This window comes from Xanthomonas sp. 60 (assembly GCF_011761925.1).
The window spans coordinates 397,988-412,676 of sequence record NZ_JAASQW010000003.1; the positions used below are offsets into that span (position 1 = coordinate 397,988).

The 14,689-nt window shown below is 68.2% G+C and carries 14 protein-coding genes; 5 read left to right on the forward strand and 9 right to left on the reverse strand.

The annotated features are described in order from the left end of the window. Positions 1-10 precede the first annotated feature (10 nt). A complete protein-coding gene (locus tag FHY09_RS08720) occupies positions 11-1,567 on the reverse strand; it encodes an EAL domain-containing protein (RefSeq protein WP_166926184.1) in 1,557 nt (518 codons plus the stop codon). Between the two features lie 355 nt (positions 1,568-1,922). Further along, on the reverse strand, positions 1,923-2,174 hold the full coding sequence (gene ubiK / locus FHY09_RS08725; protein WP_166926185.1) for a ubiquinone biosynthesis accessory factor UbiK: 252 nt from the start codon (positions 2,172-2,174) through the stop codon (positions 1,923-1,925). Between the two features lie 194 nt (positions 2,175-2,368). On the opposite strand from ubiK, the gene FHY09_RS08730 reads away from it, so the two are divergent. Both FHY09_RS08730 and FHY09_RS08735 read left to right on the forward strand, forming a co-directional pair. Then, entirely contained in the window at positions 2,369-2,707 is a 339-nt protein-coding gene (locus FHY09_RS08730; protein WP_166926186.1) for a P-II family nitrogen regulator, read from the forward strand. A gap of 155 nt (positions 2,708-2,862) precedes the next feature. Then, entirely contained in the window at positions 2,863-3,768 is a 906-nt protein-coding gene (locus FHY09_RS08735; protein ID WP_166926187.1) for an aspartyl/asparaginyl beta-hydroxylase domain-containing protein, read from the forward strand. 100 nt (positions 3,769-3,868) lie between these two features. Here FHY09_RS08735 and speE read toward each other — a convergent pair whose 3' ends face one another. After that, a complete protein-coding gene (gene speE, locus FHY09_RS08740; RefSeq protein ID WP_166926188.1) occupies positions 3,869-4,723 on the reverse strand; it encodes a polyamine aminopropyltransferase in 855 nt (284 codons plus the stop codon). Between the two features lie 170 nt (positions 4,724-4,893). Between speE and speA the strand changes: the two genes are divergently transcribed. Beyond that, complete coding sequence (gene speA, locus FHY09_RS08745; protein WP_166926189.1) at positions 4,894-6,780, forward strand: arginine decarboxylase; 1,887 nt, start codon at positions 4,894-4,896, stop codon at positions 6,778-6,780. A 38-nt stretch (positions 6,781-6,818) separates the two neighbouring features. Here the strand turns inward: speA and FHY09_RS08750 are convergent, their stop codons facing one another. From FHY09_RS08750 to FHY09_RS08760, 3 genes are read right to left on the reverse strand one after another with little or no spacing between them, the layout of a single operon-like run. Continuing rightward, the gene (locus tag FHY09_RS08750) at positions 6,819-8,162 is read right to left on the reverse strand and encodes a sensor histidine kinase (RefSeq protein ID WP_166926190.1); all 1,344 of its coding nucleotides are present in this window, start codon (positions 8,160-8,162) and stop codon (positions 6,819-6,821) included. Next, positions 8,159-8,824: a response regulator transcription factor gene (locus FHY09_RS08755; RefSeq protein WP_166926192.1), complete on the reverse strand. Its 666-nt coding sequence runs from the start codon at positions 8,822-8,824 to the stop codon at positions 8,159-8,161. The genes FHY09_RS08750 and FHY09_RS08755 overlap by 4 nt, the downstream gene beginning before the upstream one ends. Then, positions 8,824-9,120, reverse strand: a complete 297-nt coding sequence (locus FHY09_RS08760; protein WP_166926194.1) for a PepSY domain-containing protein — start codon at positions 9,118-9,120, stop codon at positions 8,824-8,826. Before FHY09_RS08760 ends, FHY09_RS08755 begins: the two co-directional genes overlap by 1 nt. Positions 9,121-9,241: 121 nt before the next feature. Here FHY09_RS08760 and FHY09_RS08765 point away from each other — a divergent pair, with 121 nt between their 5' ends. Then, complete coding sequence (locus FHY09_RS08765; protein WP_166926197.1) at positions 9,242-9,688, forward strand: PepSY domain-containing protein; 447 nt, start codon at positions 9,242-9,244, stop codon at positions 9,686-9,688. A gap of 48 nt (positions 9,689-9,736) precedes the next feature. Here the strand turns inward: FHY09_RS08765 and FHY09_RS08770 are convergent, their stop codons facing one another. The 3 genes from FHY09_RS08770 to FHY09_RS08780 all read right to left on the reverse strand — a co-directional run bounded on the left by FHY09_RS08770 (position 9,737) and on the right by FHY09_RS08780 (position 12,100). Further along, entirely contained in the window at positions 9,737-10,234 is a 498-nt protein-coding gene (locus FHY09_RS08770) for a hypothetical protein (protein WP_166926199.1), read from the reverse strand. Positions 10,235-10,375: 141 nt separating this feature from the next. Beyond that, positions 10,376-11,590 carry an FAD-dependent oxidoreductase gene (locus tag FHY09_RS08775; protein ID WP_166926201.1) on the reverse strand — a complete coding sequence of 405 codons (1,215 nt, stop codon included), beginning with the start codon at positions 11,588-11,590 and terminating at the stop codon, positions 10,376-10,378. A gap of 15 nt (positions 11,591-11,605) precedes the next feature. Further along, on the reverse strand, positions 11,606-12,100 hold the full coding sequence (locus FHY09_RS08780) for a lipocalin family protein (protein WP_166926203.1): 495 nt from the start codon (positions 12,098-12,100) through the stop codon (positions 11,606-11,608). A 179-nt stretch (positions 12,101-12,279) separates the two neighbouring features. Here FHY09_RS08780 and FHY09_RS08785 point away from each other — a divergent pair, with 179 nt between their 5' ends. Then, positions 12,280-14,682: a DUF3772 domain-containing protein gene (locus tag FHY09_RS08785; RefSeq protein ID WP_166926205.1), complete on the forward strand. Its 2,403-nt coding sequence runs from the start codon at positions 12,280-12,282 to the stop codon at positions 14,680-14,682. The last annotated feature ends 7 nt before the right edge of the window (positions 14,683-14,689 follow it).

Genomic DNA, 14,689 nt, shown 5'->3' on the forward strand with positions numbered 1-14,689 from the left:
CGCCGCAGGCTCAGTCCAGCGCCAGTTCCGCCGCCGCCACCGGCCGGCCGAGCAGCCAGCCCTGGCCATTGGCCGCAGGCGCCAGCGCCAGGATGAACTCGCCTTCTTCTTCCGTCTCGATCCCTTCCACGATCAGTTGCACGTCCAGCGCCGTGGCCATCGTGGTGATGCCCTGGATCACCTGGCTGGCCACCGAGCGCGCCCCGATGGCGCGGGTGAAGGCGCGGTCCATCTTGATGGCATCCAGCGGCAGTTCGGTGAGGTAGGCGAAGTTGGAATAACCGGTGCCGAAGTCGTCCACCATGATCCGGAAGCCGAGCCGGCGCAGGTCGGCCAGCGGTTCGGCCAGGGTGGAAAACTCGGTGGTGGAGCGTTCGGTGATCTCCAGCGCGATCCGGCTGGGCGCCACGCCGTGGCGTTGCACCAGCGCCAGCAGGAAGGCCCGGAAGCGCGGGTCGGCCAGCTGCGCCGGGGCCACGTTGACGCTGGTGTAGAACGGGGTCTGCGCGCGCAGGCGCGGCCCGAGCTCCGCCATCACGCGGCGCAGCACCAGCCGGGTGAGGGCATCGAGCAGGCCCTTGCGCTCGGCGATGGGGATGAACTCCAGCGGTGTCACCGGCTCATCGTCTTCGTTGCGCCAGCGTGCCAGGGCTTCCACGCCCACCAGCCCACGGTCGCCCAGGCGGCGGATCGGCTGGTACACCACGCCCAGGGTTTCGCTGCGGATGGCACGCGCCAGCTGCGCGGGCAGCAGCCGGCGCCGTTCCAGGTAACCGCGCAGCAGCAGGCCGATGGCCGCACCGGAGAGCGTGCCGAGCAGGGTCAGCCCCAGCAGCAGCCACCACGGCTCCTGCCAGACGTACGCGCGCGGGTTGCTGGAGATGGCGCAGAGGTCGTGCCGTGCATCGCAGCGCGAGGCGGTGTAGGCCTCGGGTCCGCCCCCCTGATGGGCGCGCCACTGCTGCAGCAGCGCCTGGCCCTGGCCGAACTGCTGGAACACGTAAGTGCCCTCGCCATTGACCACCAGCGAAGCCGCTGCTTCGCCCACCGCGTCGATGCCATCAAATGCCCCCGGCGCGGTGGTGACCATCACATCGCCGGTGGCCATCAGATCGGCGCGGATGCGCGGGGTCTGCGAGGTCGGCATGTCCTTCCAGAAGCGATAGGCACCGCGCGCGTTGTGCGGCGGCGGCAGCGCCATGGGCGTATCGAGCACGCCCCACGCCGCCGTGCAGCGCACGGCACCGCGCTGGATGCGCGCCACGTCGCGCACGAACCGCGACTCGAACGCCATGATGCGCAGCTCCAGCAGGTCCTCGCGGCTGCACGGGCGCACGCGCAGCGCCAGCGCGCGGGCCAGCACATCGGTGGAGCGCTCGGCGATGTCCGCGGCACGGTTGAGCACGGTGAGGTTGCGCTGGTTCACCCGGTCGCGTGCGCGCTGGTCCACCGCGTACTGCGCCACCGAGAGCGTGGCCAGCAGGCCCAGGCCGGAGGTGATGGCCACGAGCAGCCGGGCGCGCCGCTGGGACGTATCGAGAAGCGTGGCCAGCAGCGTACGAGGCATCGGAATTCCGTGGAGCGCGGGCGTTGACGCACCGGCATGCAGGCAGGCCGTGCGATGTCTGTTCCCGGCAATGCCCGTCAACCCGAGGCTTCCGCTGCCATGCGGGCGGGCCACAGTCTACAGGCGGACCACGTCGTTTGATGACGCTTTTTACGGCGAATTCGTGCGATCTGCGCATGTCACCACGCGCACTCCTGACACAATGCGAAGATAATGAGACGTGGTTCTCAGTAATTACCGAGCACGTTGTTGGCGCGTCGGCCGATGGCCCTCTGCAGGTGCGCATGGGTCCCCTCGATGCGCGCCACCCGCAGGCCGGTGCCTGCGGTCAGCCGCCGTGCTGCCACCGCGCGGATCAACCGACGCTGTTGCGGCCTTCCAGTTCGGCCAGGGTTTTTTCCAGTGCATCGACCTTCTCGCGCGTCTTCAGCAGCACCGCGCGCTGCACGTCGAACTCTTCGCGCGTGACCAGGTCCAGCTTGCCCAGGCCCGCCTGCAGGGCGCTCTTGAAGGTGGACTGCAGGTCCTCGCGGGACTGGCGCAGGCCCGGGGGCACCAGGTCGCTGAGGCGACGGGCCAGGTCATCGAGTTGGGTGAGATCGATCATGGGGAACTCCGGAACCGTATCGCCGGCGCGCTTGCGGCCCCGGCCCACGGCCCCATGCAGGGGTGGACGCCAAGGATACTGCCCGCAGCGGCTGCGCGCCCAGCACGGCCCACTTGCAGCGCGCTGGTGAGCGGCTATCCTCGACGCCGGAAGCGGAGGTGCCGCTTCGATGGACGCGCCAAGGAGCAGCTCCGATGAAGATGGTCATGGCGGTGATCAAGCCGTTCAAGCTCGATGACGTGCGCGAGGCGTTGGCCGAGCGTGGCGTTACCGGGATCACGGTCACCGAAGTCAAAGGCTTCGGGCGCCAGAAAGGGCACACCGAGCTCTACCGCGGTGCCGAATACGTGGTGGATTTCCTGCCCAAAGTGAAGCTTGAAGTGGCGGTCACCGATGACCAGGCCGAGCTGGTGGTGGAAGCCATCGTGAAAGCCGCCGGCACCGGCAAGATCGGCGATGGCAAGGTGTTCGTTTATGACCTGGGCCGCGTAGTGCGCATCCGCACCGGCGAGCTGGACGGCGACGCGCTGTAACCTGCCGCAGGCGGTGCGGCACCGGCCGCGCCCCGCGTTGGGCGGCCCTGCGCAATGCTCTGTTGCCAGCACGGTGGTGGCGATTGATCGATAATTGCCCCTACCCGGGCGCGTGGCCCCCCTATGACCCTGTCCGGCCGAGCCGGGAGTTGACCATGATCAAGATCGTGCTGGCCGCGCTGTTCGTCGCCTGCGTGCTGTACATCCATTACCGCGGCAAGGTGCGTGCACGCTGGTCGCGGCAGTTGCTGGACCACTCCAGCTTCATGGCCCCGATCAACGTGATCATGTACCTGTTCTCGAAGGTGCCGACCACGCCGTTCCTGGACCCCGGCAAGGAATTCCCGCAGCTTGAGCCGCTGCGGCAGAACTGGAGCGTGATCCGTGACGAGGCGCTGGCCCTGCGCGATGCCCAGCACATTGCCGCGTCCAGCAGCTTCAACGATGCCGGCTTCAACTCGTTCTTCCGCCGCGGCTGGAAGCGCTTCTACCTGCGCTGGTACGGACCGGCGCATCCGTCGGCCAGGCAGCTGTGCCCGCGCACGGTGGCGCTGATCGAAGCGATTCCCGACGTGCGTGCGGCGATGTTCGCGCAGCTGCCGCCGGGCAGTGAACTGCGCCCGCACCGCGACCCCTTCGCCGGCTCGCTGCGTCTGCACCTGGGCCTGAGCACGCCCAACGATGACCGCTGCTACATCGAAGTGGACGGGGTGAAGAAGAGCTGGCGCGATGGCGAGTGGATGATGTTCGATGAGACCTACATCCACCATGCCCACAATGACACCGAGCAGGACCGCGTGATCCTGTTCTGCGATATCGCACGGCCGCTGCGCTTCGGGCTGCCGACGCTGTTCAACCGTGCCGTGGCATCCACGCTGCTGGCCGGTGGCGCCTCGCCCAACCTGCCGGGCGACCCTACCGGTGGGGTCAACAAGGCCTTCGGCGGGCTGTACAAGGTGCGCCTGAAGGCCAAGGCGCTGCGTGCGAAGAGTGCTTTTGCCTACCACGCGATCAAATGGGGCCTGGTGGCGGCGGTGATCGCGGGTATCTGGGCGATCTGAAGCCGCTGCGCCACGGTTCCTGCCTGGCAACCTGCCTTCGTTGCCGTCGTTGCCTGCGTCCAGCGTGCGGGCCGCGTTGGCGGCCGCACGCTGGCATCACTCAGCGCTCGAGCGCGGCCTGCACGAACGGCGGGGTGACCAGCACGCCGGTGTGCAGCGCGGCGGTGTAGTACAGCGTGTCGAAGGACTTCGCGGCCGCATCGGCCTGGCGGAAATCGAAGCTGCTGTCGCCCTTGCGCGCCAGCGTCACGCTCCACCAGCCAGTGGGGTAGCACGGCTGCGGGAACGGCAGCGTCTTGAACGAGCCGAAGCCGGCCTTGCCCATTTCGCCGCGCATTTCGTTGATCAGGTCCAGCTGCATCAACGGCGATTCGGACTGCTGCACCAGGATGCCGTCGTCCTTCAGGGCCTTGAAGCAGCTTTCGTAGAACGCCTTGTTGAACAGGCCTTCGCCGGGGCCGACCGGGTCGGTGGAATCGACGATCACCACGTCCACGCTGCCGGCCGGGCAGTTGGCCATGTAGGCCACGCCGTCGTCGAACATCAGCTCCGCGCGCGGGTCGTCGTTGGAATCGCACAGCTCGGGGAAGTGCTTGCGCGCCATCACCGTGACCTGTTCATCGATATCGCACTGGGTCACGCTCTCCACGCCCTTGTGCTTGAGCACTTCGCGCAGGGTGCCGCAGTCACCGCCGCCGATGATCACCACGCGCTTGGGGGCGGCGTGGGTGAACAGCACCGGGTGGCTGATCATCTCGTGGTAGAAGAAGTTGTCCTTGCTGGTGAGCATGATGGCGCCATCGATGGTCATCAGGTTGCCCCAGTCGGTGGTCTGGAAGATCTCGATCTTCTGGAACGGCGACTGCACCTCGTCCAGCTTGCCGGTGATGCGGTAGCCGATGGCCGAGCCGGTGCGCTCGAAATGCTCGATGTACCAGTTGTTGTTGTCAGTCATGAAAGCCGTCCTGTTCGAGGGGTAGGGTGCGCTGGCTGGCGGTGGCGGACCGCCGGGCCACCCGTTCAGGTCCAGGGGACCGGCATCGGGCGCGGGCGCGCATGATAACGAACCCTTCGTCGCTCAGGGGTTATCATGCACCCCCTTTTTTACCAACCAGGCCGACTGCAATGACCGATTGGTCCCTCGACCAAGCCCGCAAGACCTACTCGATTCCGCACTGGGCGGACGGTTATTTCGACGTGGATCAGGCCGGGCACATGGTGGTGAGGCCGACCGGGGCCGATGGTCCGGTGGTCTCGCTGCCCGAGGTGGTCGACGCGGCCCGTGCCGACGGGGCCAAGCTGCCGCTGCTGGTGCGCTTCCCGGACATCCTGGGACAGCGCCTGGGCAAGCTGCAGTCCGCCTTCCGCCAGGCGCAGGCCGATTGGGAGTATCCGGGCGGCTACACCGCCGTCTACCCGATCAAGGTCAACCAGCACCGTGGGGTGGCCGGCACGCTGGCCAGCCACCACGGCGAGGGCTTTGGTCTGGAAGCAGGCAGCAAGCCCGAGCTGATGGCCGTGCTGGCCCTTTCGCGCCCGGGCGGGCTGATCGTCTGCAATGGCTACAAGGATCGTGAGTACATCCGGCTGGCGCTGATCGGGCGCAAGCTCGGGCTGCAGACCTACATCGTCATCGAGAAACCGTCCGAGCTGAAGCTGGTGCTGGAGGAATCCAAGGCGCTGGATGTCATGCCGGGCCTCGGCGTGCGCATGCGGCTGGCCTCGCTCGGTGCGGGCAAGTGGCAGAACAGCGGCGGCGACAAGGCCAAGTTCGGCCTGTCCCCGCGGCAGCTGCTGGACCTGTGGAAATCACTGCGCGACACCGAATATGCGCAGTGCCTGAGCCTGCTGCATTTCCACATGGGCTCGCAGATCTCCAACGTGCGCGACATCGCCAACGGCATGCGCGAGGCCACCCGTTATTTCGTGGAAATGTCGCGCCTGGGCGCGAACATCACCCACGTGGATGTGGGCGGCGGGCTGGGCGTGGATTACGAAGGCACCCGTTCGCGCAGCTTCTGCTCGATCAACTACGGCCTCAACGCCTATGCCAGCAACATCGTGCAGCCGCTGGCCGATGCCTGCAAGGAACATGGCCTGACGCCGCCGCGCATCGTCACCGAGTGTGGCCGCGCGATGACCGCCCACCACGCGGTGTTGATCGCCAACGTGGCCGAGGTGGAACAGGCGATGGAAGGCCGCGTGCCGGACCAGCATGATGACGAGCCGGCCTCGATCCGCCACCTGCGCGAGATCCACGACGAGCTGGACCAGCGCCCGGCCATCGAGCTGTTCCAGGAAGCGCAGCACTTCCATGCCGAAGGCCTGGCGAGTTACGCGCTGGGGCAGATCGACCTGCCGCAGCGTGCGCGCATCGACGATCTGTTCTACGCCATCGCGCATGCGGTGCGGGCACGCCTGAGCTTCGACGAGAAGAGCCATCGGCCGATGCTCGATGAGTTGAACGAGCGCCTGGTGGACAAGTACTTCGTCAACTTCAGCGTGTTCGAATCAATCCCGGATGTGTGGGCGATCGACCAGGTGTTCCCGATCGTGCCGATCGAACGCCTGGACGAGCGGCCGGACCGCCGCGGCATCATCGCCGACATGACCTGCGATTCGGACGGCATGGTCGAAACCTACGTGGAGAACGAGAGCCTGGACAGCTCGCTGCCGCTGCATTCGATGCGGCCCGGCGAGAGCTATCGCATCGCCTTCTTCATGGTGGGCGCGTACCAGGAAGTGCTGGGCGACATCCACAACCTGTTCGGCGATACCGATGCGATCGAGGTGGTGGCCGACGGAAAGGCCTATGCGGTGACCCAGCAGCGTCGTGGCGATACCACCGATGTGATGCTCGATTACGTGGGCTACAGCCTGGCCGAACTGCGGGCCACCTACGCCGAGCGCGTCGCGGCGGCGGGGCTGTCGGACGAGCGTGCACAGGAACTGAGCCAGGCGCTGGAAACCGGCCTGACCGGCTACACCTACCTGTCCGACGAGCCGCTGTAACGGCGGTGCGGGAGGCCGCCGGGCGCTTGCCCGGCGGATCACCCCGCCGGCAAGCGAAGCGTTGCCCGCAGGCCTGGCCCGGCGTTCTCCAGCGCCAGGGCGCCGCCATGGCTGGCGGCGATGTCTCCGGCAATCGCCAGCCCCAGGCCGCTGCTGCTTTCGCGTTCATCCAGCCGCACGCCGCGCGCCAGCACCGCCTCCAGCTGTGACGGGGCCAGCCCAGGACCATCGTCACGCACCTCGATCAGCACGCCCTCGGCGTCCTGGCGCGCGCTGACCTGCACCCGCTGCGCAGCCCATCTGCCCGCGTTGTCGAGCAGGTTGCCCAGCATTTCTTCAAGGTCCGCCGCATCGCCGGCGCAGGTCAGCGCGGGATCGATCGCATCGGCGTCGAAGCGGACGCCGCGTGCGCCGTGCACCCGCGCCATCAACCGGCACAGGGCCTGCACCACCGGGGCCACGGCCACGCGCTGGCGGTGGTCCACGGCCAGTCCGGCGGCCAGGTAGCGCTCCACGCTGGCCTGCATGCGCGCACCCTGCTCGTGCAGTGTCTGCCGCCAGTGTCTGCCATCGCCGTCGGCCTCCGCCGCCAGCACGCTGAGGGGTGTCTTCAAGGCGTGCGCCAGGTCCTGCGCACTGGTGCGGGCACGCGCCACCATGCGCTGGTGGTGGTCGAGCAGGACGTTGAGTTCTTCACCGAGCGGGGCGATCTCTGCGCCCAGCCCGGCGGTATCGATGCGCTGCGCCTGTCCCCGCCGCACCTGTTCCACCTGCGCGCCCAGGCGCTTGAGCGGGCGCAGCCCGAAGCGCACCTGGCTGGCCAGCACCGCCAGCCAGGCGGCCACCAGCAGCGCCAGCGCCAGCGCGCTGTGGCGGCGAAACGCGGCCACCTGCTGCTGAAGGTCGCTGCGGTCGGCCGCCACGGTCGCCACGATCGGTGCGCTGGCCCGTGGCAGCCGTATCTGCTGGCTCAGCACGCGCAGCGGCTGGTCCAGCGGGCCAATGGCATCGCGTGCGGCCACGGTGCGCCCAAGGCCCCGGGCCGGTGCCGGCAGCGCCTGGTCCCACAGCGAACGCGACTGGTACATCACACGGCCATCAGGCTGCGCCAGCTGCCAGTACGCCCCGGAGAACACACGCTGGAACCGTGCATCATTGGGTTCCTGGCGCAGCACCGGGCGTCCCTGCGCGTCAGCCTCCACCTGCGCTACCAGCCCGATCAGATCCTGGGTGAGCCGCGCATCCAGGCTCTGCCGCGCCGCCCGTTCGAACAGCTGTCCCAGCAGCACCGTGGCCAGCAGCGTGATCAGCACCAGGCCCAGCCCGCCGGCGAGCCACAGGCGGGCACGCAGCGAGGCCTGCCGCAGGCCGGTGGACGTCATGCGCTCGCTGACAGGCGCCAGCCCTGCCCACGCACGGTGTGGATCAGCTCATGCCCGCCCAGCTTGCGCCGCACCCGTCCGAGCAGCACGTCCAGGGCATTGGAGTCGGGGTCGAAGCCTGCATCGAAGACATGCTCGCCCAGCCGCTCGCGGCCGATCACGGTGTCGGCGTGGTGCATGAAATAACTGAGCGTGCGGAACTCCTGCGGACTCAGCGCCAGCAGCTGTCCGTCCAGGGTGAAGCGGCCGGCGTTGACCTCCAGCTGCAGGGGCCCGCACTCCAGCCGTGGGCTGGCATGGCCGACGCTGCGCCGGATCAGCGCGCGCAGGCGCAGCACCAGCTCGTCGGGCTGGAACGGCTTGGTCAGGTAGTCGTCGGCACCGGCGTCGAAGCCGGCCAGCTTGTCGTGCCACCGCCCGCGGGCGGTCAGCACGAGCACCGGGAAGGTGCGGCCATTGCCGCGCCAGCGCTCGATGATGCTGAGTCCATCCAGGCCGGGCAGGCCCAGGTCCACGATGGCTGCCTGCACGTCTTCCACCTGCCCATGGGCTTCGGCCAGGCGCCCGTCATGGAAGGCATCGACCACATAACCGGACTGCTCCAGCAGGGGCTGCAGCCGTTCCACCAGCGCCGGGTCGTCCTCCGCCAACAGGATACGCATCATTCGTCCACTTCGGTCTTCAGCAGCTTGCCGTTGCGCGCATCATAGTCCAGCTCCACCACCGCGCCGTCGCCGCGCAGCACCTCCACTTCGTACACGCCATCGTCCAGTTCCACCTCCAGCAGCGTGCCGGGGTGGCGGCGCAGGGCATCGCGCACCACGCTCTCCAGCGGCACGTAGCGGCCCTGCTGCACGGCACGGCGCGCGGTCTGCTGCGCAGGGTCATCGCCGGCAGCCACCGGCAGGGCCGGCAGCAGCAGGGCGAGCGAAAGAACAAGGGCGGGGCGCAGGCACATGCGGACAGGAATACCGCAGCCGGCTAACAGCCCGCTAACAGTGCGGGCTAAAGGGCTGTTAGTCAGCCCCGGCAGACTGTGTTGGCCGGATCCAGTGCGGTCCACCTTCCAGGAGAACACCATGAAGAAGCTGTCCCTCATCGCCAGTGCCGCCCTCGCCACCGTGCTCGGTACCGCCGCCGTAGCCGCCAGCGCCGCCCCGCTGGGGCTGCCGCAGGTCGAGCAGAAACTGCGCGAGGCCGGCTACAGCCGCATCCATGAGATCGAGAACGACGACGGCCTCTGGGAAGCTGACGTGACCCGTGAGGATGGTCGTTTCCGCGAGGTCTACATTGATCCGAAGACCGGCGAGATCTTCGACGAGCTCGATGGCCGTGCCCAGCTCAGCCTCGATCAGCTGCTGGCGAAGGCCAGGGAACAGGGGCTGCGCGATGTGCATGCCGTGGAACGCGATGGCGCGACCTGGAAGCTGGAAGCCCGCAACGCGCGCAATCAGGATGTCGACGTGCGCCTGAGCGCCCATGATGGCCGCATCCTGACCAGCGAGCGTGACGGCTGGCTGGATTGATCGGGCGCACGCCCGGGCTGTGGGCGGCACCGCCACGCAGCGCCGGTGTCACCAGCCGAACGGCGGTGCCTGGTCCCAGTAACCGGGGCCGGGGCCGAAGCCACCGCCGTACGGCCCGCCCCACGGGCCCATGAAACCGGGTCCCTTGCCTTCGCTGACGTGGATGTTGACGTTCACGCCGCGCGTCTTGCCTTCGTCGTTGGTGTAGTTCTTGCTCAGGTTGAGCGTGGCCGCGTTGTAATGCGAATTGCCGTAGTTTTCGGAATAACCGATTCCGGTACTCACGCTGCCGGAGACGCGCAGCTTGTCATCGGTCACCGTGGCCACGCCGCCGTCGCCGCGTGGACGCGGGCCGGTCTTGTCGCCGTAATAGGTTCCCGGCGCATCCTGCTGCAGGCTGGGATCGTTGAGGTAGCGCAGCGGCGCCTGCGGCAGGCCGAGGTCGAGCGACGTGGCCGACTGCAGGCCCGTGGCGCCGGCGGCGCTCTGCCCCAGCGCGATGGACGGCAGCGCGGCCAGGCAGAGCAGGATCAGGGGGCGGATCATGGCGTGGCGCTCCGACAGCGGACAGGGCAGGGCAGGTGGTCCTTGGACCGACGCTAGCACCTGATCCTTGAATGATGCCTGTCACCGCACGGGCCGGCCAGGGTCCTGGCCGCAGCCGGTGTCGGCAGGCCTGCCGCGGCCCTACCGCTCCAGCCGATCGAACCCGAACAGCGTCTGCAGGGGATGCCGGCGCCTTTCGATCCGGGCACGCACCAAGCCCGCGCCGATGGCCGAGTAGGTGATGCCGTTACCGCCGTAGGCCATGGCGAAGTGCACGCGGGGCCCCCACTGCGGGTGGGGACCAAAGAACGGCAGCCCATCGGCGGTTTCGGCGAAGGTTCCGGCCCACGCATAGGCCGGTGTAGGACGCAGCTGTGGAAACCAGGCCTGCAGCCCTTTCATCAGCTTGGCCGCCTTGCCTTCCACGCGGCGGTCGCGCCGTGCCGGCAGGTCGATGGCATCGTCCAGCCCACCGATGAGAAGGCGGTTATCGCCGGTGCTGCGCAGGTAGAGGTAAGGCCGCGCGCTCTCCCAGACCATCGCCCGTGACAGCCCCTGCAGTTCGTCGGGATGGAGCGGATCGGTGATGAGGGCGTAGCTGCTGCGGTTGCGCGCCACGCGTTGCTTGAGCCAGTTCTGGTTGGCATAGCCCTGGGCCAGCACGACGTGCCGCGCACGGATCTGCACGCCCTGCGCCGTGCGTGCGAGCACGCCGCGCGAACTCGGTTCCAGCGTGTCCAGCACGGTGCGGTCGTGGATGTGCCCGCCCCGTCGGCGCACGCGTTCCAGCAGGCGGTAGGTCAGGCAGTACGGATCCACGCGTGCGGCCTGGCGGGTATGCAATGCGCCGCTGCCCTCGATGCCGATCCGCTCGCGCAGTGCATCGCGGTCAAGCCAGGTGGCGCCGAGCCCGTGCCGGCGGCGCGCCTCGCCTTCGGCCTGCAGGACCGGGACATGCCGTGCCTTGCTGGCCAGGTAGAGGCTGTCCATCTGTCTGAAATCCACGCCGCGCAGGCCGCTGGTGACGTCCTTCAACAGGGGCAACGCCTCGGCGCAGGCGGTGTAGGCGAGCGCGGCGTTGTCTTCGCCGTACTGGCGGGCCAGATCGATCAGATGCGTGTCGATCTCGTACTGCAGCAGCGCGGTGCTCGCCGATGTGCTGCCCCAGCCGATGTCACGCTGCTCGACCAGCGCCACCTGGTGCCCGTGGGCGCTGAGTTCGTCGGCGATGAGGGCCCCGGTGATGCCACCGCCGGCGATCAGCACATCGCATTTCAGATCGGTTTCCAGCGGCGGAAAGGCCTGTATCAGTCCGTTGCGGATGGCCCAGTACGGGTAGCCACTTTTCAGGTCCATGCGCAGGTGTTCCGGTCAGGCGGTGGGGTTGCCGGTATGCGGAGTGTGAATGAGGTCGGTCAGGTCGAACCCCTGCAGGCGCGCTGCGGCGAGGTAATGGTCCTGCACGGTGCGGTCCAGGTTGGGGGTGCGCGCGAGCAGCCACAGGTACTTGCGGTCCGGGCTGCCCACCAGCGAGACGCTGTAGTCCGGTGCGATCTGGATGACCCAGTAATCGCCCTTGGTGAAGGGCAGCCAGCGCAGGCCCTTGGGCAGGAAGCTCACCGCCAGGCGGGCACTGTCGTTGTCGACGACGGTGGCTTCACCGACAGCCTCCTCGATCTCGCCGGCCATGCGGCAGCGGTTGTGCACGCGCACGTTGCCGTTGTCCTTCAGGCTGTAGTTCGCCGAAACGTCGGTGCAGGCCTCCGGCTCGTGACGCATGGGCAGGCGTGCGATTTCGTACCAGGTGCCGAGATAACGCGGCAGCTTCAGATCAGGAACAGTCTTGAGGTCAGGCAGATCGGTCATCTGGGCGCATCGGGAAGGGGTGCCTCACCATGCCGCCGGGGCTGCCACAACCGGGTGAAGGCAATGCGGTGCAGGCCTGCACGCATGATGACCCCGCACCCACGGCGCGCATCGTATAGTCCGCGCACGCGCGGTGGTCCGCGCATGACGGTAGCACCGCATTGTCTTTCAAGCGTCCGATGTCCCTGCGCAGGCTGCTCACCACCCTGCTGCTGCTGAGCTGGCTGGCCGCCGCCGCCGCCCCGTTGTCCGCACAGGAGCCCGAGGCGCCGGCACCGTCCGCGCTCGTGCAGCGGGCCGAACGCACACTCGAATCTGTCCGCGCCTCGCTGCAGGATGCCGACGCGCCGGAAACCCTGCGCACGCTGGTGGACCAGGCACGCACCGCGCGCCAGGACGCCGACGCCGCCGCTGCCGCGCTGCAGCCCCAGGTGGACCAGCTCAACGAGCAGCTGGCACAGCTGGGCGAAGTGGCCGAAGGCGCCACCGAAGGCACGGCCGTGGCCGCACAGCGGCGTGCCTTGACGCGCCAGCGCGATGAGATTGATGGCACGATCAAGCGCGCCGGTGTGCTGGCCGTGCAGGCCACGCAGCTGGCCGACGATGTGGAAAAGCAGCGCACCAGCCAGTTCAATGAAGATCTCGCCAGGAAGGTGGGTTCACCGCTGTCGCCCGCGTTGTGGCGACAGGTGGCCGAGGTGGCACCGGATGACACGGTGCGCGTGGTAGCGCTCTACCACCAGGGCGAGCGCGCACTGCGCGAGGCGGTCAAGCGCGAGGGCTGGACCACGCCGCTGCTGGGGCTGGGCCTGGCATTGCTGGTGTTCTTCCCGCTGCGCCTGTGGCTGCGTGCGCTGGGCCGCCGCTATGCCGCGTCCGAGCGCGCGCCGCAGGGTCGGCTGCGGCGGACCGGGCTGGCGGTATGGCTGGTGGTGGTGGGTACCGCGCTGCCGGGGCTGGCCGCCTGGATCCTGATCACCGCGCTGGCGTCGGTGGATGGCATCGCACCGCGCCTGCAGACAGCCAGCGAGCATTTCCTGGCGGCCACGCTGTTCGCTGCGTTCATCGCTTCGCTGAGCGCGAGCCTGCTGGCGCCGGATCGTCCCTCGTGGCGGCTGCTGGACCTGGATGACACCGCCGCGCGCAACCTGCGCAAGTACGCCTGGTGTGCTGCCGGGCTTTCATGGCTTAGCATCATGCTGGTGGCGACCGACCGCGCGGCGCGCACCAGCGCGATCAACACCACCGCGTTGGACGGGGTGATCGCACTGACGTACCTCGGCCTGATCATGGCCATGCTGGTGACCCTGGCGCGGCTGCACCGGCGCCAGACCGCCGAGGCCGCCGAGCGTGCCGAAGCGCAGGCCGCCGATGCGCGCGCGCGCGGGCCGGCGCAGCGCAGTGGCTGGATCGTACTGAGCCGGATCGCCGGCAACGTGGTGGTGGTGGCTGCGATCCTCGCCTCGCTGCTGGGCTACCTCAACTTCGCCAAGTTCGTGACCCAGCAGCTGGTGTGGGGCGGCATCATCCTGCTGGCCACCACGTTGCTGCTGAAGTTCGCGGACGATCTGTGCACCTGGATGCTGCATCCGGACAGCCGCCTCGGCCGTACCGTGGTGCTCACCACCGGGCTGAGCAGCGCGCAGGTGGAGCAGTCCGGAGTGCTGCTGTCGGCCTTCGCGCGCGTGTGCATCGTGGTGATCGCGATGTTGGCGCTGGTGGCCCCGTTCGGCAGCCTGGACGGCATGCTTTCAGGGCTTTCGTGGCTGTCCGATGGCATTCCGATCGGACCGGGCAACCGCATCAAGCCGAGCAACATCCTCATCGCCGTGGTCGTGCTGCTGGTCGGGCTGGCGGTCATGCAGGCCGTGCAGCGCTGGCTGGTGGATACCTACCTGCCGAAGACCGAGCTGGACCTGGGGGCGCGCAACTCGATCAGCACCGTGGCGCGCTACCTGGGCATCATCCTGGCTGTGCTGTGGGCGCTGGGCGCGCTGGGCATCGGCTTCGAAAAGCTGGCGCTGGTAGTGAGCGCGCTCTCGGTGGGTATCGGTTTCGGCCTGCAGGCGATCACCCAGAACTTCGTTTCGGGCCTGATCCTGCTGGCCGAACGGCCGGTCAAGATCGGTGACTGGGTGAAGATCGGTGACCAGGAGGGCGACATCCGCCGCATCAACGTGCGCTCCACGGAGATCACCGTCGGTGACAAGTCCACGCTGATCGTGCCCAACTCGGAACTGATCACCAAGACCGTGCGCAACATGACCATGGGCAACGCGCAGGGACGGATCCAGATCCAGTTCACGGTGCCGCTCAACACCGATATCGCCGCGGTCAGGCAGGTGCTGCTGGCCGGCTACGCGGCCAATGAAGCGGTGCTGGACGATCCCGCCCCGTCGGTGTTCATCGACTCCATCAGCAACGGCCAGGTCTCGATCAACAGCTTCGCCTACGTGCCCAGCCCGCGGCAGGTGTACGGGACGCGCAGCGAACTGTTCTTCAGCATGCTGCAGGAACTGCACAGCCGCGGTATTCCGCTGGCCACGCCGACCGACATCCACCTCGTCAGCGACGCACCGTAAGGTCCCG

Coding starts and splice junctions, on each gene's coding strand:
- FHY09_RS08750 (WP_166926190.1), bottom strand. CDS start 8,162: ATGACGTCCACCGGCCTGCGGCAGGCCTCGCTGCGTGCCCGCCTGTGG.
- FHY09_RS08735 (WP_166926187.1), top strand. CDS start 2,863: ATGATCAAGATCGTGCTGGCCGCGCTGTTCGTCGCCTGCGTGCTGTAC.
- speA (WP_166926189.1), top strand. CDS start 4,894: ATGACCGATTGGTCCCTCGACCAAGCCCGCAAGACCTACTCGATTCCG.
- FHY09_RS08785 (WP_166926205.1), top strand. CDS start 12,280: ATGTCCCTGCGCAGGCTGCTCACCACCCTGCTGCTGCTGAGCTGGCTG.
- FHY09_RS08770 (WP_166926199.1), bottom strand. CDS start 10,234: ATGATCCGCCCCCTGATCCTGCTCTGCCTGGCCGCGCTGCCGTCCATC.
- FHY09_RS08755 (WP_166926192.1), bottom strand. CDS start 8,824: ATGCGTATCCTGTTGGCGGAGGACGACCCGGCGCTGGTGGAACGGCTG.
- speE (WP_166926188.1), bottom strand. CDS start 4,723: ATGACTGACAACAACAACTGGTACATCGAGCATTTCGAGCGCACCGGC.
- FHY09_RS08760 (WP_166926194.1), bottom strand. CDS start 9,120: ATGTGCCTGCGCCCCGCCCTTGTTCTTTCGCTCGCCCTGCTGCTGCCG.
- ubiK (WP_166926185.1), bottom strand. CDS start 2,174: ATGATCGATCTCACCCAACTCGATGACCTGGCCCGTCGCCTCAGCGAC.
- FHY09_RS08775 (WP_166926201.1), bottom strand. CDS start 11,590: ATGGACCTGAAAAGTGGCTACCCGTACTGGGCCATCCGCAACGGACTG.
- FHY09_RS08720 (WP_166926184.1), bottom strand. CDS start 1,567: ATGCCTCGTACGCTGCTGGCCACGCTTCTCGATACGTCCCAGCGGCGC.
- FHY09_RS08765 (WP_166926197.1), top strand. CDS start 9,242: ATGAAGAAGCTGTCCCTCATCGCCAGTGCCGCCCTCGCCACCGTGCTC.
- FHY09_RS08730 (WP_166926186.1), top strand. CDS start 2,369: ATGAAGATGGTCATGGCGGTGATCAAGCCGTTCAAGCTCGATGACGTG.
- FHY09_RS08780 (WP_166926203.1), bottom strand. CDS start 12,100: ATGACCGATCTGCCTGACCTCAAGACTGTTCCTGATCTGAAGCTGCCG.